A 1,803-nucleotide genomic window follows, 5' to 3' on the forward strand; every position below is an offset into this window, starting at 1 on the left:
GCAACGCTATCCCAAACTGCATGTCGAACCCGACGCCCTCTATATCGACGAAGGCCAGGTGCTGACTTCGGCGGGATCGGCTGCGGGTATCGACATGTTGCTGCATCTGGTGCGCCGCGACCATGGCGGCGCAGTGGCCAACCGCGTGGCGCAGCGGCTTGTCGTGCCGCCGCATCGCGAGGGCGGCCAGGCGCAGTTCGTGCCGCGCCCGATGCCGCGCGACGAGGCCAGCCCGCTTGCGAAGCTGATGGACTGGGTGAGGGCGAATCCGCGCCTGGACCATAGCGTAGCGTCGCTGGCCGCGCAAGCGGCGATGAGCGCGCGCACGCTGCAGCGGCAATTTCTCGACGCGACCGGCATGGGCCCTTACGCCTGGGTCGTGCGCGAGCGCGTGAGCATCGCTCGCGATCTGCTCGAATCGCGGCCCGATCTGCCGATGGAGCGTGTGGCCGATCTCGCCGGCTTCGGCTCGGAAGAATCGCTGCGGCGACACTTCCGCCGCATTGCGCTGACGAGTCCGGCCGCCTACCGCGAGCAATTCGCGCGCGGACCCATCACACGCGCGCCCATCTGATCGATCAGTATTCCAGAACGATTTTGCCGAAGTGTCCGCCTGCCTGTTGCAGCCGGAACGCGTCGCCGATCGCTTCGAGTGGGAACGAACGGTCGATTACGGGCTTGACGCCGGTTGCGTCGATGGCGCGCACGAGATCGATCTGATGCTGGCGGCTGCCAACGATCAAACCCTGCAGACGCTGCTGTCGCCGCATCATCGTGCCGGTTGGCACCTTGCCCTCGATGCCGGTCAGCACGCCGATCAACGCGATATGGCCGCCCACGCGGGTCGCCAGAATCGATTGTTCGAGCGTGCCAGGACCGCCCACTTCCACGACGTGATCGACGCCCAGTCCGTTCGTGTACTCCAGCACCTGACGCGACCATTGCGGCTCACGGCGATAGTTGATCGTATGGTCCGCACCGAGTTGGCGCGCGCGTTCGAGCTTTTCGTCAGACGACGAGGTGGCGATCACCGTCGCGCCCATCGCCTTCGCGTATTGCAGCGCGAAGATCGAAACGCCGCCCGTGCCGAGCACCAGCACCGTTTCGCCGGCTTTCAACCCACCGTCCACCACCAGCGCGCGCCAGGCGGTCAAACCCGCCGTGGTGAGGGTGGCGGCTTCGGCGTGCGTGTAGCCGCGCGGGCTGTGCGTGAACGCTGCGGCCGGTGCGACCACCGCTTCGCGAGCGTAGCCGTCCACGCCGTCGCCGGGTGTGGCGGAGAAGTCGGGGATCGTGGGCGCGCCGTCCAGCCACGGCGGAAAGAACGTCGAGACCACGTGGTCGCCAACGGCGAATTCCGTCACGCCAGCGCCGACAGCTTCGACGACGCCCGCGCCGTCCGCCATCGGAATGCGGCCATCGGGGGCGCCCATGCGGCCGAGCACGACGCCCAGGTCGTGATAGTTGAGCGAACTGGCGTGCACGCGCACGCGAATTTCGCCCGCCTGCGGCTCGCCGGGCGCGGCGATATCTACGAGCTTGAGGTTGTCGAGCCCGGCGGGCGCGAACAGTTTGATGGCTTTCATTGATTCCTCCGAAGGGGCGTAGGGCGATGATCTGGCCGCAATGGACACCAGACGAAGCATAAACGCGCCGTCCGGACGGCTGCCGGGAGTGTGGCCGCGCAGGTTGCCTCGGTTTACTTTGGACGAATCTATTTGCTATTGACAAATAAATTCGCTGACTCCTATGATGCGGCCACGGTAGCCAAAAAGTGACCGGCCAGCGCAATAGTGAATGCTG

General features: G+C 65.9%; 2 protein-coding genes. One reads left to right on the forward strand and one right to left on the reverse strand.

The window, feature by feature from the left end:
* A partial coding sequence (locus VG320_RS01025; protein ID WP_327198328.1) for a helix-turn-helix domain-containing protein occupies positions 1–574 on the forward strand: 574 nt, incomplete at its 5' end.
* A 4-nt stretch (positions 575–578) separates the two neighbouring features.
* Here the strand turns inward: VG320_RS01025 and VG320_RS01030 are convergent.
* On the reverse strand, positions 579–1,586 hold the full coding sequence (locus VG320_RS01030; protein ID WP_327198329.1) for an NAD(P)-dependent alcohol dehydrogenase: 1,008 nt from the start codon (positions 1,584–1,586) through the stop codon (positions 579–581).
* Positions 1,587–1,803: the final 217 nt, after the last annotated feature.

Origin of the sequence: Paraburkholderia sp., assembly GCF_035948235.1 — a bacterium.
GTDB lineage: Bacteria > Pseudomonadota > Gammaproteobacteria > Burkholderiales > Burkholderiaceae > Paraburkholderia.